This window comes from Trichococcus sp. K1Tr, assembly GCF_028309625.1.
Taxonomy (GTDB): domain Bacteria; phylum Bacillota; class Bacilli; order Lactobacillales; family Aerococcaceae; genus Trichococcus.
The window spans coordinates 81,063-100,117 of the sequence record NZ_JAQMHR010000010.1 but is presented as its reverse complement, the minus strand read 5'-3'; the positions used below and the strand labels follow the sequence as shown (position 1 = coordinate 100,117).

Below are 19,055 nucleotides of genomic sequence, written 5' to 3'. Positions count from 1 at the left end.
TTGAAAAATGTGCGGTGACGATGGCAAGAAGGTCACACCTGTTCCCATCTCGAACACAGAAGTTAAGCTTCTTAGCGCCGATTGTAGTGAAGGGTTTCCCTTTGTGAGAGTAGGACGTTGCCGCGCATTTATATTATGGAGGTTTAGCTCAGCTGGGAGAGCGTCTGCCTTACAAGCAGAATGTCGGCGGTTCGATCCCGTCAACCTCCATTCACGAGTTATTAGCTCAGTTGGTAGAGCATCTGACTTTTAATCAGAGGGTCGCAGGTTCGAGCCCTGCATAACTCATTCATCATTCTTGCGATAATGATGGAACAATTGAATATAACGAGACGCCGGCTTAGCTCAGTTGGTAGAGCATCTGATTTGTAATCAGAGGGTCGAGGGTTCAAATCCTTTAGCCGGCATCCAAACATGCGGAAGTAGTTCAGTGGTAGAACATCACCTTGCCAAGGTGGGGGTCGCGGGTTCGAACCCCGTCTTCCGCTTTTTTTTATTTTAACGACTATCGTTTAGCCGGGGTGGCGGAACTGGCAGACGCACAGGACTTAAAATCCTGCGGTGAGTGATCACCGTATCGGTTCGATTCCGATTCTCGGCACTTACGCACCCATAGCTCAATTGGATAGAGTACTTGACTACGAATCAAGCGGTTACAGGTTCGACTCCTGTTGGGTGCATTTTTCACATAATTATGACCGGGAAGTAGCTCAGCTTGGTAGAGCACTTGGTTTGGGACCAAGGGGTCGCAGGTTCGAATCCTGTCTTCCCGATAAATAAAAATAGACGCAGAAATCATTCCGATGGTTTCTGCGTCTATTTTGTTTCTCTGGATATATTGCCGTTTTTTCCCTTTAAGTATATAATGAGGGACATTCCAAATAATCCTGTTGGAAATGTTTGGGGAATACGCTGTTGTAGAGGGAGTAGCGGGCAGTTTGGATAGGTTTCAGCTTTCTTGACTAGTTTGCCGCAAACGTCCTCGGATAGCCCTTTCTGTTTGACAGTTATGTAGGAATAGCATAATATAAACATATAATAGTCAAAATTAGTCAGGGGAAGGGAGGCGTCCATTCCATGCATGGTCAGAACATGTCAGATATCATCGAAGCGTATATCAAAAAGATTCTGAATGCAGAAGAGCAGATTGAAATCAGAAGGAATGAAATGGCAGATCGTTTTCATTGTGTACCTTCACAAATCAACTATGTCATCAATACCCGTTTTACGGAACAGCAAGGCTACTCGGTCGAAAGCAAACGCGGCGGAGGCGGTTATATACGCATCATGAAGGTGAAAATCCTGGATCAAGCGGAATTGTTGGATAAGCTGATCGCTATAGTAGGCGAAAGCATCAACCAGAAAGATGCGTTTGCGGTAACCCAAAATCTATACAGTCGCGGTATCATCACGAAACGCGAAGGAAACCTGATGTTGTCGGTATTGGATAAGTCACTTGCCCCATACACAGGCGAACACGAAGAAAGAATACGAGCCTTGCTGTTGAGGAATTTTTTGAACAGCTTGCGCTTTGAATAGATGAGCCCGTAGAGGAGGCGTTAAAAATGGATGAATTATTTACAGATAAAGCCAGCCAAGTATTGTTGTTGGCAACAGAAGAAGCGCACAAATTTAAGCATCAATCCATCGGAACGGAGCATATGCTTCTCGGACTAGTCCGGGAGCAAGAAGGCATTGCCGGAAAAGTGTTGCGTGGCTACGATATTGATGAGGAAGGAGTCCGCGAAGAGATTGTCCATCTGACCGGTTTCGGCCAAATGAACACGGAGGACTTCAATGCGCCGTTGCCATTTTCTCCTCGGGCTAAAAAAGTCATTATGTATGCGACAAATGAAGCGCACAAATTGGGGGTTCCTTTGGTAGGAACCGAACACCTTTTGTTGGGTTTATTGAAAGAAGAAATTCTGGCAGTCAAAATAATCAAAAATCTGCAGATCGATCCGAATCTGCTGCGTAAGTCTCTCTACGAGAAACTGGGCATCAAACAACCGACTAAACCGGATATGCGTTCAGCAAAAAAGACGGAGAAAGTGGAAGAAGGAACGCCGACTTTGGATTCCTTGGCCCGCAATCTGACGGAATTGGCACGGGAAAACCGGATGGATCCGATCGTTGGCCGCGACAAGGAAGTCCGCCGCATCATGCAGATCGTTTCCCGCAGAACGAAGAACAATCCTGTTTTGGTAGGGGAACCGGGTGTCGGCAAGACCGCCATCGTGGAAGGTTTGGCACAGAAGATTGTAGCCGGCGATGTTCCGGATACATTGGCGAACAAACGCATCATGATGTTGGATATGGGTTCACTGGTGGCAGGTACGAAATACCGCGGTGAATTCGAGGAAAGAATGAAAAAGATCATCGACGAAATCTACAATGACGGCAACGTCATCCTCTTCATCGATGAGTTGCACACCTTGATTGGTGCAGGCGGAGCAGAAGGGGCGATCGATGCCTCCAATATCCTGAAACCGGCATTGGCAAGGGGCGAACTGCAGACAATCGGTGCCACCACCCTTGATGAGTACCAAAAATATATCGAAAAAGATGCGGCTTTGGAAAGACGTTTCGCGCCTATCCATATCGATGAGCCTACACCTGAGGAATCGGTTGAGATCATGCGTGGCTTGCGTTCCCGTTATGAGGAGCACCATGGCGTGGAAATCACGGATGAGGCGCTGAAAGCAGCTGTCCAGTTATCCGTGCGCTACATTACTTCCAGAAGATTGCCCGACAAAGCGATCGATCTGATCGATGAATCGGCGGCAAAAGTCCGTTTGGATGTCACACACGGGGATACGCCAATCGGGAAAATCGAGTTGGAAATTGCGAAGTTGTCGAAAGACAAAGAGGAAGCTATCCTGAATCAGGACTTCGATAAAGCTGCCCGCATCCGCAAACGCGAAATGGCGAAGAAGCAGAAATTCCAAAAAATGGTGGAACAACAAGCCCAAACAATCACGCACTACGATCTGAAAGTGACCGAAAACGACGTAGCCGAAGTGGTGGCTTTGTGGACCGGGATTCCGGTCAACCAGATGGAGCAGAAGGAAAGCGACCGTTTGATGAGGCTGGAAAAAGTGCTACATGAACGCGTCATCGGCCAATCCGAGGCGGTCAATGCAGTGTCCCGCGCAATCAGGCGTGCACGTTCCGGGTTGAAGGACCCGAACCGTCCGATCGGTTCATTCCTTTTCTTGGGTCCTACCGGTGTCGGTAAGACAGAGTTGGTGAAAACACTGGCTGAAGCGATGTTCGGGACAGAGGATGCCTTGGTTCGTTTGGATATGTCCGAATACATGGAAAAATACAGCACGAGTCGTTTGATCGGCTCCCCTCCCGGCTATGTCGGCTATGATGAAGGCGGCCAGTTGACGGAAAAAATCAGACAAAAACCCTACTCGGTCATTCTTCTCGACGAGATTGAAAAAGCCCATCCGGATGTATTTAATATCCTTCTGCAAGTGCTCGATGACGGTCATCTGACCGATTCCAAAGGACGGAAGGTCGATTTCCGCAACACGATCTTGATCATGACTTCCAACTTGGGTGCAACGGCTTTGCGTGATGAAAAATCGGTCGGATTCGCGGCGAAAGACCTCAAGCATGACTATAAAGCGATGGAGAAACGCATCCGCGAAGAGCTGAAGAACAGTTTCCGTCCGGAGTTCCTGAACCGTATCGACGAAACAATCGTCTTCCACTCCTTGGAGAAAGACGAGTTGCATGAAATCGTCAAATTGATGGCAAACGGCATCGTGAAACGCTTGAAGGATCTTGATATCCATGTGCGCATCACGCCTGCAGCCATCGATGTCATCGCAAAAGCCGGTTTCGATCCGGAGTACGGTGCACGTCCGATCAGACGCGCAATCCAAAAAGAGATCGAAGACAAATTGAGTGAAGAAATGTTGAGCGGCTTGATCAAATTCGGTGATACCGTCACGATCGGTGCCCAAAAAGGCAGTATCCGGATCTCGGTGAAGCCCGCCAAGGCAGAAAATAAAGACAAAAAAGTGCCGGTAAATTCTTAAGAGCAGCAGGTCCTCATTTGGCAGACAGGGTTATTGTTCGGTTATCGCTTCCGTTTATGTTAAAATATAGTTACGGAAGTTAGAGGAGGGAACTAATATAATGAAGAATTCTAAAAAGGCATTGTTGATCGGTTTGGGTGCTACAGCAGCGATTGCGGCAATTGCGGCAGCCTTGGCATACGAGGAAGAAGCAGTGGACAAAATCGGCTCCTATTTGAACCGTCAACGCATGAAGAGCTTCGTGAAGGACCATCTGAAAGGCAGCCAAAAGTTTTTGAAGGCAATCGAGGATTTGACTGATGATGAAATCGACGGATTCTTGCGTGTTGTGGATAGAGCAGGCGATTGGAAAGAATCAGCAATGGACCTATTCTCTGATTTAAAGGACAAAGCTGGCGATGTAAAAGACAACGTAGGCGACAAGTTTCATAGATAAGAATTGAAAAAGACTGCCGGAATCGGGGGAATCCCTGGTTCTGGCAGTCTTTTTTAGTTGGTATGAGGACCCGTTACTGCAGCGATGGCTAGATAAGCCAAGGCCAGGTCGTCCATGCTCTTCAAGGCCAAGCCGGTCGCATCAAAAAAGCGGTCGATCCGGTACTGGAGGGTGTTGCGATGCAGATAAAGGTCGGCTGCCGCTTTCGACAGGTTTCCTTGGTTCTGCCACATGGCCGTGATCAGTTCGTGCGTGCCATCGATGGAATTGATCGTGGTCTGCAAGGACTGCAGCACTAGATTCTGGTTCCCTGATTCCGAGATGAAATAAGGAAGCGCGATGGCGGCCAGGGTTATGATTTTGCTGCCTTTGGCGATCGTTCGGCTGGCCGCGAATATTTTCCTTTCCTCCTCGAAAAGGAGCGGCAAGCGGGCGTCAACAGGCCAGCGTTGGCCCAGATACAAGTCGGTCCGCAAGCTGAAGTCGTCATCCAGAATATCGAGCACCGCCGCCAATTCCTCATCGATGCAGTAGGGTTCCGGGCTGTCGAGAATGAAGACACCGCTTTTGCCGTTCAAAAAGAAGCATTCGCGGACGAGCGGCAATGTCTGGCTGAAGGCATCGAGCCACAGAGTCTGATCGAAAGATCCGGCGTCCTCTTCCCGGTAGGAGAGGCTGAATTGGAGCAGTTGGGTCTGCGCCAGTCCGGTCGGAATTTCGGTCGTCTGCCCCAACAGAAACTGGGCCCAAGGATTCTTCGGGATTTCGGATGTCGTCTTGGCCTCGGTAAGCAGCAACTGCTTCAAAAGGGCTTTTTCGCGTCCGCTCAGCGTATGTTCAGGGATATGCAGCCATTGGTTCTGGAAAGGCAGCGTGAAGTAAGCTGGCCCGAGATTGGCCGCGGTCGTTATCTTGGCTTCAGGGAATAGTTGTTGGAGTTCGTTTTGATTCAAACTTTCACCTCATTTGTAGGCTGGTTGTTTTAGCTTTGAAAGGCTTTTCATCCATTTTAGCATTATTATCATTAATTTGCTAAAAAAATATGAAATATGCTATGATAAGTGAAGCAAAAGGGACGAGGTTGTGGAAGATGGATGAGTTGAAGGAAGAGTATATGCGGGAAGCCATCAAGGAGGCGGAAAAGGCTGCGGCCATGGGGGAAGTGCCGATTGGAGCGGTGATCGTCTGGAAGGGTGAAATCATCGGGCGCGGGCACAATGAACGCGAAGTGACGAATGATGCGACGACGCATGCGGAAATGACTGCGATCAAGCAGGCCAATGCGTTCAAGAAGAACTGGCGGCTCGAGGAAGCGGAGCTTTATGTGACGCTTGAGCCTTGTCCGATGTGCTGCGGGGCCATCCTGTTGTCGCGGATCAAGAAAGTCTATTATGGTGCATCCGACCTGAAAGGCGGGACGGCGGGCACTTTGATGAACCTGCTCCAGGATGAACGCTTCAACCATCAGAGCGAGGTGGAACGGGGTGTCCTGGAGGAAGAGTGCCGGACGCTGCTGCAGGATTTTTTCCGGGCGTTGCGCAAAGAACGCAAGGAAAACAGCCGGAAGCATCTCCGCGAGCACATGCAGGATGAAAACAAAGGCTAGCTTTTTCTTTTTGGCTATGGTATGATAAGAAATGCCGAAAGGCCTTATGGCAATGGCGATCTTATGAATTGAGTCAGATCCGGAAGGAAGCAGCTATAAGTAGGTATCGCCATGTGCTGTAAGTTATTATAACTTATACAAAGAAGCAGGAAAAACCGTTCAACGGTTCTCCTGCTTCTTTTTTGCTTCGATTTTGTTTTCGTCCGCTAAACTGGATGCTGCTGTTCCGCACCGTCAACGATGATCAAAATATTCCCTTCCTCCAATTCGGAGAAGTATCCCTGCATCTTGCGTTCCTGCTCTTCTTCCTGTTCCGGTGACAACTGCGGATAAGGATGCTGAGGGGATGGTTCATAGATAGCTTCCTCATCGAAGGACGGATAGAGTGGGGCGAGTTCCTTCCAGTCGAAGTTGTCATCATGTCCTGTTTCGCTGATGACTTCAATATCGATCTCTTTTGCTAGCCGCTCTTTTTTGTCCGGTGAGTTGGTCACCAACAGGAGATCCGTTTCCTTATGCCCTTTTTCAATAAGTGCTTTTACGGCTGTTTCCACAGCTTCGACGGTTGCGTATGAACCTGCCACAAATTTTGACATATCACATCAGTCCTTTCATTTTTCATGGTTTATAGAGCTGCTTGATGAGTCGAGCAGAAAACTGTTATTCGTCTGCTTCCTTCGTAATGATGACGATGCTGCCGCTTTCGATGGCAGCGATGCGGTCCGCAAGAAAGTCCATGCCGTTGGGGAAAGTCCCGGTCTTTTTTTGGAAATATTCGTATTGCTTCAGGTTGAACAGATTGTTGACCTTTTCCAGCAACGAGTGGCTCGAAAAAATCGCACCGTCCGCACCGCGAAGGTCCCAATTCTCCAAGATGGCTTCTTGGCATGCATTGTTCGTCACCAAGGTGATCTGTTCCTTCGTATAGCCTTTTCTATGCAGTTCCTCAACCGCCCGTTTGCACTCCTCAATGGAATGGACGCTGGTATGGATGGTATAAGTCATGATGATATCCCCCTTCTCAAGAAAAAGAAAGCGTTCTCTTTTGATTTGAGTATAAGCCTTTGCATCAAAAAAAACAACAATCGCACTGTCAATGCCGTTTGCGTGCCGCTTTCCTTTTGCATCAGTATGGATTTTGTTTGAATACCGCCACTTTTGACCATTTATCCTGGTTCAGAATATGCACATTGCGGATGAGTTCGAGCGGAATCCACGCTTCGCCGATCAGGATCTCATCCTCGCCGCAATAGCCTTTAAAAAAGCCTTCAATGGACTCAGTTTGGCGCCCGAAGCAATCCTTTTGGTTCAGTTGGATAGATACACGGCGATTTTTTTTCATGGCTACGGCCAAGGTTTCATCGATTTCGGCAGGGCTCCGTTGAGGGAGGATCGGGATGTCCTTCATTGCTTCCGCTTTTCCTGCAGAGATGGACTTCACAAGTTCATCCATCGCATAGGCCGTTACCCATTTGATCATGCCGCGGTCATGGTAGTCGTTGTAGTCCTCAAAAACCTTATCCGTCCGTTTTCTTGGTTCTTTCAGCATTTTCTTCCCCCTCCTCCAATCCGGCCATGCCGCCCGCGTGTCCACCCACCAACGAGCTGCGCGCGATTGCGCGGCCGCCTTCCAATAGGCTGACTGCCCGCACGAGTGAGCGGAACCCGTATTTTTTTCGGATCGAATCCACAATCAGATCCTTCTTTTGCTCGTTTACTTGTTCATCAGGATCCTGAAACAGGTCCAGCTGCAGAAAATCTGTGTAGAATAGATTTCCGGCACCCACGCCGACGTTCCGGATTGACTGGTCTTTGTAATGCTGGTCAAAAATCATCAGGATATGGGCCACGAGCTCACTGGATGCGTTGGTGGGCGGGATTTTCAGCTGCTGATGGAAGCCGGTCCGGCCCAGCTGATCGATGTAGTTGATACTGTAACCGATGCTCAGGCTCACAAGTTGGGCTTTGGCTCCGGATTTACGCAGGCGCGTCGCAACCTGGTCGGCCATTTCAATCAGGACGATTTCGATTTCCGAGCGCACCACATAATCCTTGTTGAGTACCTGTGAGTTGCCGATGGATTTGGAGCTGACTTTGACTTTTTCCCCCAGAAAGCTGCGGTCGATGCCCCAACTGTGGGCGTACAGCTGCGCGCCCATGACGCCGAGCTTGCTCTTCAAGTCATAGTAATTGGTGTGTGCCAAGTCGTAGATCGAGGAGATGCCCAACTGGTTGAGCCGCAACTGGGTCCGTTTGCCGATGCCCCAAAAATCGGTCATGTCCGGGATCTTCCAAATGGTTTCGGGAATATCCGGGTAACGCCATTCAGCGATCATATCCGGCTGATGCTTGGCCGCGTTATCGAGCGCCAACTTAGCCAGCAGCGGGTTATCGCCGATGCCGATTGTGGTGTAGATGCCGGTCGTCTGCAATACGTCGGCCTGGATGAGTTTGGCCATTTCGTAAGCCGAGTTTTTCCCGAAAAGTTTCTGGGCGCCGGTGATGTCGACGAAACTCTCGTCAACCGAATAGACGTGGTGGTTGGCTTCATCTGCGTACTTCTTGTAAATGTTGTTGATTTCGGTATTTTTCTGCATATACAACCGCATCTGCGGCGCCGCAATCACCAGTCCCGGCGGATAGGGGAAGGGCAAGTCCCTGGCCCGGCTGATGTTCGATATCCCGTAAGCCTTTTTGGCGGCCGGGGAGGAAGCCAAGATCAATCCGCTGCCGCGCTCTTTCGGGTCGGCTGAGGGATAGCTCATGACAACCAACTTTGTTTCGAGCGGATGCAGCCCGCGCCGCACGCATTCCACGCTCGCATAGAAGGATTTGCAGTCGATGCAAAGGATATCGCGACTGGGTTCCTTCGCATAATCAAAAACCAATTCCGTTTCATACATAAAAATCGTCTCCAATCTCTATGTCCTTATTATACGAACGTGTGTTTGGTTTTGTAAAGCGAACAGGGAAAAATATTTTTGGGAAATGATAAAAGAAATATGAAAAAAACAGGGAAGCTCCCCAAAAAGGAAGTTTCCCTGTTATATATGTTAAAAATGCTGAACCATGATCTGCACAATCCAACTCATGCATATAAGTGCAAAAACGCTTATACCACAAAACATACTGATTCGGTTATTTTGTTTGATTGCCCCCAATGTCATAGCTGCGCTACTGAATATCAGAAGTAGATGGACTCCATTTGAGAAAGGCAGTGCTTGGCGAGGTATTATCACGAAATACAGAAGGAAGAGAAGGAATACTGCCGTATACATAAACAAGTAGATTTTTTTCATGGTCTCTCCTTTATCCACTGAATCAGAGCGTTTGAATATACAGCATAAACAAATTCAACACATACGAAACATAAGCAAGACTGAAGAGCGACATAAAAACAGTATCAATTATCTTTGCTGAAAGTGTCTTGCTGGAGACCACCCTGTGATCATCAAGATTACTATTTAAAACTAGAGCGGGGATGAGCAGGTACAGGATACTATCAAAGTTAAATTCTTTGGGCAGGAAGGAAAAATCATCCGAAAAAAAACTGAGGATGATAGAACTAAGAAAAAGAATGATAAAGAAAACCTTTAATGAGAAATTTATATTTTTTATTTGTACCCTCCGTCAGTCTTGTAAGTGTTATGAAGAAATCATCTAAAATATTCCGATAATTAAATAAAGCGCAAGAAGCAGGATTACCGCATAATCGAGTGTTTTTTGTAAATAATTTCCTGAGTTGTTTTTTAATGTCCGTATCAAAAAGAATAAAATTATTGTAGCAACCCAAATGTATCCCCCTCTGGATGTATAAGAAGGATATGATTGGGATGAAAGAAAATATTGCACGAAGCCTAACGTCATGAAGAGAATAAACATCAGCTTTGAGAAATTTACGAATTTAATTTGCATTTATTGGTCACCTCTCTATGCTAAAAATATACGTCCGGCCTTCGAACGCCATAAAATCCAATTGTACCAGGGATAGTCTTTATAATCTTTATCTTCTTCATTCTGTTTCTCCCATCTAAACGGAAGCCTCACTTCACCTCTGTCAGACAATCAATTTACCATTTTCAACTTGATAAACCTTATCCGCTATATTCAGAATACGTTCATCATGTGTTGCAATGATGATCATTTTTCCTTTATTTGCCGCTTCTTTGAAAGTTTCCATGACAAAATCAAAATTTTTCGCATCTAAGTTCGTAGTGGGTTCGTCCGCTAAAATAATTGGTGGATCTAAAATCAGACTTCGGACTATCGCAACCCGTTGCTTTTGACCGCCAGAAATATTCTTTACTTTGCTATGGAGAATTTCTGTTAAATCAAATTTATCCGACAAATATCTGGCTCTTTCTTTTGCCGCTTCCGTATCTATAGCTGCATTATAAAATGAAGGCAAAATGATGTTTTCCAGAACACTGTAGTCGTCTATCAAAGCGAAGTCCTGCAATATATAGCCTATCGTTTGATTTCTGAATGCACTCATTTGGTCGTCATTTTTGGGAAAAATTTCTTGGTTTTGATAATAATATCTTCCCGAATCAAAGCTTTTTATGCCAGCGATAATATCAAGAAAAGTGGACTTGCCAATTCCCGATTGGCCCATAAGCAATACTATTTCGCCTGGTGTAGCTTCAAAATCAGCGTTTTGAAAGATTACTTTATCTTTGTATTTTTTTGTAATGTCCTTTAGGCTAAGCATCCAACATCCTCCCCATCTTCTTTTTGATGATCAGATTTGAAAAAATGAGTAAGCTACTATTTAACAAAAGAAGATAAAGATAATCGACTGGCAAAACGTGGAAACCTGTGGAATAAGCGAACACTAGGAATACCATAAAAGAGACAATAACCGGAAGCATCAGTAAACGCTTGAAATTATTCGTTATCTTTCTATTTGTCAGCCCCATCACGCGATGTAACCTAATATCCTGTTGGAATATTTTAAGGCTGGAAGAGATGATCCAATATACAATCAAAAGTCCAAAAGACATAAAGACCAATGATAAGACAAGACCAAAAATGAAGTTGCCGAAATAATAATTGAATTCTTCACGGAACTTTTCACTTAAAGAATTTAATCCGATTCGTAAACCTAACGTTTCGGCAGCTTCTTCAATGTCATTCATGACGGACTGTTCTATATCTAGAATGAGAATATCATTCATGAATGTTGCATCAATAAAGTCTTTTCGTATTTCTCTATCTAACATTTCCTTCGTGACAGGTGTTAAGTTCTCTTTGTCCATTTTTGCACTTGAATCAGATAGATAACTTTGTTTACCACTATAAAGATTGGATTGTTCATCAGAATCAAAAAAACTATTTTCCAGAAACTGTAAAATACGATCCTGTTCACTTTGTGAATACGGTTGAATCACATTATTCTCATCTGCTGAAGGCTGATAATGAAGCTCATAAACATCGTCTGTGCTTTTTTCCTTTAAAGCAGTCAATAAAGGTATTTGTCTAATCATCTGAGTAGTTTCGTTCCAAAGGAAGAGATTCATTAAAAAGGTCGTTAAAAACAGTAATACAAACAGAAAAAACCTTTTCCTCATAATCAAGCTGTTTATTTTTTTCATATTATTTTCCTCAACAATACGGATAAAGTGGTTATTTTTAGAGCAAGTAAAACAACAGCGATCATACATAAATGTATGGTTTGAGCAATATCACGATTTTTTAACACAATCCAGGAAAAAATTTCAAATAGAATCACAGCGAGAAATTGAGTCGATCCATTTAAAATAAAGCTGTCTACTATTTCCTTTTTCCGGGATTTGCCTACGATAAAATTAATTTTAATTTCCTTTTTATTAGATAGTACCATAACTGTAAATACGGCAATATTGATAAACATCAAAAACAAAATAAACAAGACTGCTCTGCTTTGATCTTGAAAAAGTAAAAACAGGCCTATTAGAATAATCGTGTATAGATTCAATACTGCAATGGATAAGTTTGTTTTTGGGGGCATAGTTATCCTCACTTTTTAGGAACAATCTACATATACTACAATTAACGGGGAAGAGTGTGTTTGCTCAAAGTATGAACGCGTATTCTTGTATCGTTCATTGCTCATTATAATTTACTCATCGCTATCGAATGAATGCAACAATGTCACAAGGCCTTCGCTTATTCCCCAAACTGCGATCAAAGAAAAAATGCACTTCATGATGTAAATGGACAGATAGAAACTCTCAGAATAGTTCTCTTCGCCCATTGTATGAATCATTAGGATCGGCAACAAACCAATCACAATATTTTTTAGTGTATTAATGACAAAAACAGCAATTCTCACGGGATGTCCTCCTATTACCAAATAAGGAACATGCGAAATTTTCTATTGTTTCTGCTTTCCTTACTAATCTATTTTATGTTTTTCATCTTCTACAACGTAGTCAGATTTTTCTTTTGGTTTAAGATTATTTCGTTCACGTCTAACTCTTAACAAGGCAAGCAACGTTAAAAATGATGCTGTATAGAATCCAGAACCAATGAAATCTCCATTAATAATATATTCTGCAGCAATTCCTATTAGACTTGCTATAGACAAACTTATTAGGACATTGAGATACGGATGGTTCTGACAAAATTGCTTATAAGAATTCATGATGTTTAAACCTCTATCTCTCTATTTTTAAGAAGTTATTAGCACAACGTCTATAAAATTAATCTTCACTAGAACTTTCTTCCTCTTTGTATATCCTCCAAAATATATTAGTATATAAGTAGCGTGCACTTATATACTCTTCTTATCTCAGAAAGTGTACGCTGAGTAAAGCAAGCGTTGCTTTACACGTTGGGATATCAATGTTTTAACAGTATTTCTTGACTGCCGGTCGACTCCATAGTCGTGTACGAGAAAAAGAATATTGCTAAGCCCACATAGAGGATTAAGCAAATTTGAAATGCGATTGCCAGCAGAGCCAGTACCTTTGCCCATTTCGGATAGCTAGGATCCTTTGATTTTTTCAAAACATACACTGCAACCACTAACCCAAATACAGGAAGAACAAAAGACAAAATTATCATGAGCACGATCCCAGTCAAATCCGAGGCATTGATTGAATCCAGTTCCTTTTTCATACTCTTTATCACTTCCTTCTCTCCTTTCAATAAAGTATCGAGGGACACATCATAAAATTTACTGAGTAAAATGATGGTGCTGAGATCAGGGATATTTTTTCCGTTTTCCCAATTGGAAACAGCTTGTCTGCTGATGAATAAATGATCGGCTATTTGTTGGGTGAATTTACCATCCACCCGCAGCTGCTTCAATTTTTCATTCAAATTATTCATATCACAATGTGCTCCTCATATTCAGTGTAGTGGAAAAAAGAAATAGTATAGCAAGCGGTCCTTGCATACATGCAAAAACAAGATATTTGTTACAAAATCATCAGAAAAAATATTTAAAGCTGTACAGAAGAGGGTCTCTTATGTTTAATTACGCGACTAAATAACTCTTATTCATAATTTTTGTTCAAATACTCTAGAATGTTATTACGTATTTCATCATGCTTTATAGGGTTATAGGAGGTTTCTTTATTGTGCCAGTTGGAACTATCATATAGCCAAACAGGCATTTTTTTTCGTTCTTCACTTTCCCATTCATAACGTGGAAAAACATGAGCATGCAGAAAATTATCAGTATTTCCTAAAATGTCATAATTAACTCTAATAGGTGTGCAACTCTGAATAATAGCATCTCCTAGAATACTCATGTCGGAAAGAAACTGTTCGCGTTCCTCTAATGAAAGGACATTCAAAGAGTTGACTTCTTTTTTTGGTAATAGTACACAGTAGCCAGGTAAAAATTGAACATCTCCAAAAACAGCATAGCCACCTTTTAATTCTTTTATCAGCATTGGATTAGTCCCATTTATTGCAGATAAAATTCGATTTTCATACCATTCCATGTAAATCTCCTCTTTTCTTCTTTAAGTTATCAAAAAAACACTAGTTTTCAGTATTTTTGTATCATGACACTCCTGTTCTTAATAGGCACTATGGTTCTCTGGATAGTTATCCGAAAGTGACATAGATTTATTCAATATTGAAAAAGTAGAGAAAGCTAAATACAAAATAACACAATATGCCTAATAACAATAATACTAGGTATTTTTTTGCCATGCTCCATCGATCCTTCCTCCAGTAGAATGCCCTGTAGCATAATCACAATTCCATCTAGGATATATCCTACAAGGACTCTCGCTACGGACACAGCTGCTCTAGCACCAACGGATCTATTTTTCATTATATCTGATTCTTCTTTATTCGTATTGGCAGCGTAAACCACATTTTTTTGCGCTGCTTTTGCTAAGCAACCGCTGTTTGCATCACCATACTTTAGCGTTGCACATCTATTATTTAGTTTTTTCTTCAAAAAACAAGCGTAGTGTTCAAAATAATAATTTTATAGATTCATTTATTTAAGCTTTCAATTTTTTCTTCCAAGTCACTTATTTTTTTCTCTAATTTTTTGATGTCATTCCTTACAACTGATAATGCACCTAGATAAATAGCTACGAATGGTAGAAAGGCTAAAAGAAAATTTTTTATCGCGTCCATTTGTTACCACCTTATAAATTTTTATTATTTCTTCCACAATTTATATAGTTTATCCCTTACATAGCCAGCGATACCCGGTATGCCACTTACAATACCTAAAACAGGATGATGTATCTTGAGAATAGCTGTGGCTGTTTCGGTACTTATTACACTTGGGACTTCAATTAATACTTTAGTAGCTCTTGAAGGAGACAGGTTAACCAGATAATTTCACTTTATTTTTTTAACAATCGTAATAAGTAAATAGACCAAGTATAGTAGTGCTACTAAGTTTAAAAAGCTCCAAAATGCCACCATGAAATCATCTCCTCCCATGCTGTTCCGGGTAAAGGCCTATTTAAATCAAGCCGCAACCAATCGTTGCTGGCGATGAAACCAATGAATGCTTATCAAAAGTGATGCTATCTTCATTCCCTATTGATTTCCTATGTACTCCACGCTGGAGGGTCCGCCCCAGTGGAATAGATTGCCTAAGTGCGCATACAAACCGAATGAGTTGACCAAGAGACTGATCACTCCCGCAACAAACACCAGCTTATAGAAGGTGTTTGTTGCTTTGTTTCTTTTCAGGATAATTGGAGTGATAAACAAACCTAATGGCGCAATCAAACAACTGAGAAGATTAAGCATCAGCAGTACCAATCCTTCATCCCGCTCACCATTCGCCCGGATATAGGCCAATTTCTTTTGGGAGTCTTTAATCTTTTCGTTGTTTTCCTCTATTTTTTTTTTTAGTCCTTTATTTTCTTTCAAAAGATCATCAACAGTGACTTCGTAATATTCACTCAATCGCACGAGATTGTCCAGGTCCGGATAACTGCTGTTGTTTTCCCATTTGGAAATGGACTGACGGCTGATATTCAGATGTTCAGCAACTGTACTTTGCGATACGCCTTTCTTTTGGCGGGTTTCTTTCAATCGTTCTCCTAATAACATTATTTTGCACCCCTTTCGATTGCTTTTCTTCATGATAGCGTAGATAGCCTTCTTTTTCTAGAAACGAATGCTTGCACATCCGCACTTACTGGTTGCGGATGGTGTAGAACCTTATAAAGTGCGGCCATGTAAACCACTGGTTGCTAGTCTATTCATCAGTTTTGGCGTAAGTTGAATGTATCCACATCAAAACTTGAAAGGAGGCGAGGAGGCGAAATGATGATCTATATTCTGTGTGCTGTTTTTGTTCTTGCGTTCTTTCTGGCTGCTATGTTTCTTCAAAGAAAATCCAAAATGACCAAAATAGCAGGGCGATTCAAAGTAGCAACGCTCGGAAAAACGAACAACATTCAAAGTGAGTTCTTCTACTATGAATCCATCAGATCACAAGAGTTGATAAACGATTCGCTGTTTCAGAGCACCTTAAAAGATGCCGCTGCGTTATTCATCTATCCCTCTCAGTTCCGAATTGTGGCTCAAAAGGAGTACCGGGAGCCTTTGAAAAAAATCGCCCGAAAAATACCGGTAGTCGTGATTGGAGCGGAGCGGCTTCATTCCGACCCCTTCTGTCAAGAAATCCTGCCCGGATCGGAACTGCATGAGACCATCCAAGCTTTTTTCTGCTTTTCTAATGGCGACGATTGTTTCTTCAGAACAACTGAGTCCACTTATCAGGACCAAAAAGAACTCTATCAAGCGATTAGCCTTATGCATACGATGGATTGCTATGCTGATTGGGAAAAAAGTTTCTATGAATACTGAATGTGCTTGTCGATTATGTAGTGGAGGAGTCAAAGGGTCACTAAATTGTTTTATCGTATTTGTTCTTCTGTTTATAGATTGCTGATATATTATTCAGTTATTTACGCTTTACTAAAAGTATACGTTCGGCCTTCAAAAGAGATGTAATTTAAATTTTCCTTTGCAATAGAACGGTCACCTATCTTAAATGGTTCATTTGACTCATCTTCTAATCGTTGTTCGATTGAATACATAGCTTCTATTATGTCCGATTTTGGAAGGTGAAATTCAATTGTTGATTGGTTATAATACTTTACTTCAACTGGCCACAGATAATCTTTGGTAAGGTCGTTATACTCGGGGAAGTCGTAGAACGGTTGCATTAATTGTTTTTTATAATCCATATTGTTATGTCAGCTCCTATTTTTTATTTGGTATGTGAATAGCTTAGCATAATACCTAATATCTAGCTTAAAAAGCACTCTGTATTTCCAGGACGCCTAACTACGATTTAATAAAGATCAACAAATTACTTATATTTTGAGGGCTGACATATTATGAAATTCTCGCAAAAAAAATGGATTAGCGGTATCATAGATATGTTGAAGATAATCGGTAGTGCTTCTATAGTCAATTATTGCGTTATAACTGATTTATTTTCTTCCCGATGCTTGGATAACATCATCTGAAAATAAACGACGGATACTATTCGTGTTGGCAGAGTTGCATTGGGAGGTTCATTATGGACATTGAATATTATGTGTTTGACAAAATGAGCGTACAGTCTGAAAAAGTGGAAGTAGCTATTGAAATAATGCGTTCGCTAAGCATGTACAAAGACTTATTTAAAGATCCCAATAATTATTTTCTGTATTCTTTAAAACATTCGCAAAAAGAATTTAAAGACAATAAAGATGTTTGGAATTTAATAGAGACGCATGGAATGGATATCTTACCTATCGTTTGTATAGACAAGAAAATATACAAAACAAAAGATGTTTTAAGTGTGGAGGAAATGGGAGCGCTAACGAATAGTGCCATTTCTTATCAAATAGATGATAAAAGTTCTTGAAAAGAATCCCATATCCATCACGACCAAACGCAAAAACGTTCTATTATAAAAGGCAAAGAATCATGTAAGCATTCAGAATTCCGGGAGGCAACTAATGAAGAAATTATTGTTAACTTTCATAAGCATGGCGTTGCTGGCCGCGTGCTCAAGTAATGAGAAACTGGAAGTTTTTTCATTTGATGCTCGTTCCAAAGATGTTGCGCTGGAAAATTTTGTTTTGGTTTCAAACGGGACCGAGGCTTATGTGCAACCCACTTTTCAACTTTACGGAATTGAAACATTGGATAACGAAGCGGAAGTGGTCAGTGGTGCAGGCATAAGAATCTATGACAGCAAGAAGAATCTGATTTACTCCCTTAATGTTGGAGAAAATCAGTATGGCGTCCTCGACACTAGGACGTCACCGTTTGAGGGGGAATTAATTGGTCCCGTGCTGAAAATTGAGCAGATTGGGGTGGGAGAAACAATTTACGTTGAATTTATATACGAAAAAGATTCTCTCGAAGTCAGGGAGCAAGTAGAAGTAGTTCTAGATAAAAATTAAGTTCTGCAATTTTCAGGGAATGATTAGGCAGCTTTTGATGGATTCCTGGAATTTGGCCGACTTCCATAGTTGAAGTAATCCTTTTTTTGACCTTTATATTTCTTTTGGTTGTTGTCCGAAACGTTTATATCGAGAAGAAGGCAGAGCAGCAATAAAACATTTTATGGAGTCCTGTGCGCTGGAAGCGTACCCGACTCATAGAGGAGAACCGAATGCAAAACACAAAAATTATGAAGACCACTTTTGGCGCAGTGGTGCTTATCCTGACTGTGTATAGCCTGTGGACAAAAGATTTTACTTACCAGAACATCACGTTATTCTTTTTGGGATTGTTCATGAGTGTATTCGGTGTTGAGGAATCGAAAAAGAACAAGGGCCGGCGCTGGAATCTCTATGTTTTTACAGCAATCTTCCTATTCGCAACGTTATTGCTCCAATATGTATGATGGTTTTTAGGTTGATGCGAATGGATACTGAATGCATCAGAGCAGCAACACCTATGCAAAGGAGAGGATTGACATCAAAAAGCTAAAAACTGGATGGATTGCACTCGGATTCCTGATTTTATTGATAACGGGATTCTATGTTTATGAATTTCCTTTGAAAAGCTATATCGCGCAACAAAATCTCTATGAGTTGCTGGAGGGAAAAGAAGGGATTGCGGAAGAAGATATTCAGATACAGAAAATTCGGAAAAATTACAAGAGTGCCCGAAGCGGCTATGTAATTTATTTTACCGTTAGGGAGAGTCCCTTAGATTATTGTTATGACTATTCTTTTAAAGTTGATGATTGGATAATGGGATACGTTTCTGAGGGGACGATTTATTCGAGTGACAAAATTATTTTCAGAGAGGAGTAAGGGCCATGATTGAAGTTTTCGATGCTGGGTGGACGTTAGTAAGCGCACTAGCTATTATCGCAATTCTAGGTTGGATCGTCCGCTATTTCTTCAAAAAGTGATAGCAGTCTACAAGTCAGAGTGCACTTTTACTGAAAGTATAACTGTAAGAATAATAAATTATTTGTTGCAATCATATGATGGATAAAACTTATTAGAAAATATTTTAATATTCACGAGAA

At 42.2% G+C, this 19,055-nt stretch carries 25 protein-coding genes, 7 tRNA genes, 1 rRNA gene and 1 other RNA gene; 18 read left to right on the top strand and 16 right to left on the bottom strand.

The annotated features are described in order from the left end of the window. The first annotated feature begins 10 nt into the window (after positions 1 to 10). The 11 genes from rrf to PH235_RS13200 all read left to right on the top strand — a co-directional run bounded on the left by rrf (position 11) and on the right by PH235_RS13200 (position 4,488). Positions 11 to 126 (top strand): 5S ribosomal RNA (gene rrf / locus PH235_RS13250). Between the two features lie 11 nt (positions 127 to 137). After that, positions 138 to 210 (top strand) — tRNA-Val (locus PH235_RS13245). A 5-nt stretch (positions 211 to 215) separates the two neighbouring features. Next, a tRNA-Lys gene (locus PH235_RS13240) sits at positions 216 to 288 on the top strand. Between the two features lie 46 nt (positions 289 to 334). Next, positions 335 to 407: transfer RNA gene (locus PH235_RS13235), tRNA-Thr, on the top strand. A 9-nt stretch (positions 408 to 416) separates the two neighbouring features. Next, positions 417 to 488: transfer RNA gene (locus tag PH235_RS13230), tRNA-Gly, on the top strand. 27 nt (positions 489 to 515) lie between these two features. Further along, positions 516 to 601, top strand: a tRNA-Leu gene (locus PH235_RS13225). Positions 602 to 606: 5 nt separating this feature from the next. Further along, positions 607 to 680 (top strand) — tRNA-Arg (locus PH235_RS13220). A gap of 19 nt (positions 681 to 699) precedes the next feature. Further along, a tRNA-Pro gene (locus PH235_RS13215) sits at positions 700 to 773 on the top strand. A gap of 304 nt (positions 774 to 1,077) precedes the next feature. Beyond that, on the top strand, positions 1,078 to 1,539 hold the full coding sequence (locus PH235_RS13210) for a CtsR family transcriptional regulator (RefSeq protein WP_272162770.1): 462 nt from the start codon (positions 1,078 to 1,080) through the stop codon (positions 1,537 to 1,539). A gap of 26 nt (positions 1,540 to 1,565) precedes the next feature. Beyond that, complete coding sequence (locus PH235_RS13205) at positions 1,566 to 4,052, top strand: ATP-dependent Clp protease ATP-binding subunit (RefSeq protein WP_272162769.1); 2,487 nt, start codon at positions 1,566 to 1,568, stop codon at positions 4,050 to 4,052. A 100-nt stretch (positions 4,053 to 4,152) separates the two neighbouring features. Continuing rightward, the gene (locus PH235_RS13200) at positions 4,153 to 4,488 is read left to right on the top strand and encodes a hypothetical protein (protein ID WP_272162768.1); all 336 of its coding nucleotides are present in this window, start codon (positions 4,153 to 4,155) and stop codon (positions 4,486 to 4,488) included. A 53-nt stretch (positions 4,489 to 4,541) separates the two neighbouring features. On the opposite strand, the gene PH235_RS13195 is transcribed toward PH235_RS13200, so the two are convergent. After that, complete coding sequence (locus tag PH235_RS13195) at positions 4,542 to 5,441, bottom strand: helix-turn-helix domain-containing protein (protein WP_272162767.1); 900 nt, start codon at positions 5,439 to 5,441, stop codon at positions 4,542 to 4,544. A gap of 137 nt (positions 5,442 to 5,578) precedes the next feature. Between PH235_RS13195 and tadA the strand changes: the two genes are divergently transcribed. Both tadA and ffs read left to right on the top strand, forming a co-directional pair. Further along, a complete protein-coding gene (gene tadA / locus PH235_RS13190; RefSeq protein ID WP_272162766.1) occupies positions 5,579 to 6,094 on the top strand; it encodes a tRNA adenosine(34) deaminase TadA in 516 nt (171 codons plus the stop codon). 41 nt (positions 6,095 to 6,135) lie between these two features. Beyond that, an RNA gene (gene ffs / locus PH235_RS13185) (signal recognition particle sRNA small type) lies at positions 6,136 to 6,222 on the top strand. Between the two features lie 78 nt (positions 6,223 to 6,300). Here ffs and PH235_RS13180 read toward each other — a convergent pair. From PH235_RS13180 to PH235_RS13115, 14 genes are all read right to left on the bottom strand, one after another. Next, complete coding sequence (locus PH235_RS13180; RefSeq protein ID WP_272162765.1) at positions 6,301 to 6,690, bottom strand: general stress protein; 390 nt, start codon at positions 6,688 to 6,690, stop codon at positions 6,301 to 6,303. 64 nt (positions 6,691 to 6,754) lie between these two features. After that, positions 6,755 to 7,099, bottom strand: coding sequence for a general stress protein (locus tag PH235_RS13175; protein ID WP_272162764.1), 345 nt, complete (start codon positions 7,097 to 7,099; stop codon positions 6,755 to 6,757). A gap of 121 nt (positions 7,100 to 7,220) precedes the next feature. Continuing rightward, positions 7,221 to 7,643 carry a hypothetical protein gene (locus PH235_RS13170; RefSeq protein ID WP_272162763.1) on the bottom strand — a complete coding sequence of 141 codons (423 nt, stop codon included), beginning with the start codon at positions 7,641 to 7,643 and terminating at the stop codon, positions 7,221 to 7,223. Next, entirely contained in the window at positions 7,612 to 8,997 is a 1,386-nt protein-coding gene (locus PH235_RS13165; protein WP_272162762.1) for a Y-family DNA polymerase, read from the bottom strand. The genes PH235_RS13170 and PH235_RS13165 overlap by 32 nt, the downstream gene beginning before the upstream one ends. Before the next feature lie 1,154 nt (positions 8,998 to 10,151). Then, positions 10,152 to 10,805 carry an ABC transporter ATP-binding protein gene (locus PH235_RS13160; protein WP_272162761.1) on the bottom strand — a complete coding sequence of 218 codons (654 nt, stop codon included), beginning with the start codon at positions 10,803 to 10,805 and terminating at the stop codon, positions 10,152 to 10,154. Further along, positions 10,798 to 11,688 (bottom strand): hypothetical protein, encoded by an 891-nt coding sequence (locus PH235_RS13155; RefSeq protein ID WP_272162760.1) that lies wholly within the window; start codon positions 11,686 to 11,688, stop codon positions 10,798 to 10,800. Before PH235_RS13155 ends, PH235_RS13160 begins: the two co-directional genes overlap by 8 nt. Then, the gene (locus PH235_RS13150; RefSeq protein ID WP_272162759.1) at positions 11,685 to 12,083 is read right to left on the bottom strand and encodes a hypothetical protein; all 399 of its coding nucleotides are present in this window, start codon (positions 12,081 to 12,083) and stop codon (positions 11,685 to 11,687) included. Before PH235_RS13150 ends, PH235_RS13155 begins: the two co-directional genes overlap by 4 nt. 111 nt (positions 12,084 to 12,194) lie before the next feature. Next, positions 12,195 to 12,407, bottom strand: a complete 213-nt coding sequence (locus tag PH235_RS13145; RefSeq protein ID WP_272162758.1) for a hypothetical protein — start codon at positions 12,405 to 12,407, stop codon at positions 12,195 to 12,197. A gap of 63 nt (positions 12,408 to 12,470) precedes the next feature. Beyond that, positions 12,471 to 12,719 (bottom strand): hypothetical protein, encoded by a 249-nt coding sequence (locus PH235_RS13140; protein WP_272162757.1) that lies wholly within the window; start codon positions 12,717 to 12,719, stop codon positions 12,471 to 12,473. 197 nt (positions 12,720 to 12,916) lie between these two features. After that, the gene (locus PH235_RS13135; protein WP_272162756.1) at positions 12,917 to 13,408 is read right to left on the bottom strand and encodes a helix-turn-helix domain-containing protein; all 492 of its coding nucleotides are present in this window, start codon (positions 13,406 to 13,408) and stop codon (positions 12,917 to 12,919) included. Positions 13,409 to 13,575: 167 nt separating this feature from the next. Next, a complete protein-coding gene (locus PH235_RS13130; RefSeq protein ID WP_272162755.1) occupies positions 13,576 to 14,028 on the bottom strand; it encodes an HIT family protein in 453 nt (150 codons plus the stop codon). 155 nt (positions 14,029 to 14,183) lie between these two features. Beyond that, positions 14,184 to 14,495 carry a hypothetical protein gene (locus tag PH235_RS13125; RefSeq protein ID WP_272162754.1) on the bottom strand — a complete coding sequence of 104 codons (312 nt, stop codon included), beginning with the start codon at positions 14,493 to 14,495 and terminating at the stop codon, positions 14,184 to 14,186. Between the two features lie 38 nt (positions 14,496 to 14,533). After that, positions 14,534 to 14,680: a hypothetical protein gene (locus PH235_RS13120; protein ID WP_272162753.1), complete on the bottom strand. Its 147-nt coding sequence runs from the start codon at positions 14,678 to 14,680 to the stop codon at positions 14,534 to 14,536. Between the two features lie 414 nt (positions 14,681 to 15,094). Further along, positions 15,095 to 15,649, bottom strand: a complete 555-nt coding sequence (locus PH235_RS13115; RefSeq protein ID WP_272162752.1) for a helix-turn-helix domain-containing protein — start codon at positions 15,647 to 15,649, stop codon at positions 15,095 to 15,097. A 183-nt stretch (positions 15,650 to 15,832) separates the two neighbouring features. On the opposite strand from PH235_RS13115, the gene PH235_RS13110 reads away from it, so the two are divergent. Then, complete coding sequence (locus PH235_RS13110) at positions 15,833 to 16,378, top strand: hypothetical protein (RefSeq protein ID WP_272162751.1); 546 nt, start codon at positions 15,833 to 15,835, stop codon at positions 16,376 to 16,378. Positions 16,379 to 16,479: 101 nt separating this feature from the next. Here PH235_RS13110 and PH235_RS13105 read toward each other — a convergent pair whose 3' ends face one another. Then, complete coding sequence (locus tag PH235_RS13105; RefSeq protein ID WP_272162750.1) at positions 16,480 to 16,761, bottom strand: hypothetical protein; 282 nt, start codon at positions 16,759 to 16,761, stop codon at positions 16,480 to 16,482. Positions 16,762 to 17,099: 338 nt separating this feature from the next. Between PH235_RS13105 and PH235_RS13100 the strand changes: the two genes are divergently transcribed. The 4 genes from PH235_RS13100 (at position 17,100) to PH235_RS13085 (ending at position 18,834) form a co-directional block, all read left to right on the top strand. Then, entirely contained in the window at positions 17,100 to 17,429 is a 330-nt protein-coding gene (locus tag PH235_RS13100; protein ID WP_272162749.1) for an arsenic metallochaperone ArsD family protein, read from the top strand. Between the two features lie 94 nt (positions 17,430 to 17,523). After that, positions 17,524 to 17,973 carry a hypothetical protein gene (locus PH235_RS13095; protein WP_272162748.1) on the top strand — a complete coding sequence of 150 codons (450 nt, stop codon included), beginning with the start codon at positions 17,524 to 17,526 and terminating at the stop codon, positions 17,971 to 17,973. Between the two features lie 212 nt (positions 17,974 to 18,185). Beyond that, positions 18,186 to 18,419 carry a hypothetical protein gene (locus PH235_RS13090; protein WP_272162747.1) on the top strand — a complete coding sequence of 78 codons (234 nt, stop codon included), beginning with the start codon at positions 18,186 to 18,188 and terminating at the stop codon, positions 18,417 to 18,419. A gap of 31 nt (positions 18,420 to 18,450) precedes the next feature. Then, a complete protein-coding gene (locus tag PH235_RS13085; protein ID WP_272162746.1) occupies positions 18,451 to 18,834 on the top strand; it encodes a DUF3139 domain-containing protein in 384 nt (127 codons plus the stop codon). The last annotated feature ends 221 nt before the right edge of the window (positions 18,835 to 19,055 follow it).